Source organism: Acetomicrobium sp. S15 = DSM 107314, from assembly GCF_016125955.1.
Taxonomy (GTDB): domain Bacteria; phylum Synergistota; class Synergistia; order Synergistales; family Thermosynergistaceae; genus Thermosynergistes; species Thermosynergistes pyruvativorans.
Window position 1 is genome coordinate 1 of sequence record NZ_JADEVE010000430.1, and the last position, 395, is coordinate 395.

Annotated in this window: 1 protein-coding gene and 1 pseudogene; one reads left to right on the forward strand and one right to left on the reverse strand. The window is 46.3% G+C overall.

Going from position 1 to position 395, the window contains the following annotated elements; genetic code table 11:
• Positions 1-189: hypothetical protein (locus EZM41_RS13205; protein WP_198471692.1), on the forward strand; the 189-nt coding region annotated here is incomplete at its 5' end.
• Here EZM41_RS13205 and EZM41_RS13210 read toward each other — a convergent pair.
• A pseudogene (locus EZM41_RS13210) lies at positions 182-395 on the reverse strand (NAD(P)-dependent oxidoreductase); the annotation flags it as partial. The gene EZM41_RS13205 and the pseudogene EZM41_RS13210 sit on opposite strands and share 8 nt — an antisense overlap.

Consider the following 395-nt stretch of genomic DNA (forward strand, 5'->3'; position numbering starts at 1 on the left):
GTGGGGAAAAAAGCGGACTTTATTCTGGTGCGCCTGGAAGAAAACGACCCCTTAGTAATAACTACAGTTACAGAGGGAAAGATAGTTTTAACCTACAACTACCATGACCCTTCGCATTTAGAAGGAGTTTTGGCTTCAGTAATTTTTGTGTATCACAAGTCTAACAAAATCAGAGTCGCCATCATATGAAAACGGGGGGTGCGCGAATGGAAAGGTAGAAACTCTTCGATATCCTATCCATGGCGTGCGTCGAAACCATAGAAGACAGCACATCCTCGTCTATGATGCCCTCTGTCTCAGGCGTCAGAGACAGAGCGAGGATCACAAAATGACACCCCTTCACAGCCTCTTTCAGCTGGGTTAAGCGATAGAGGGATTCAAACCCGAACCCTTCG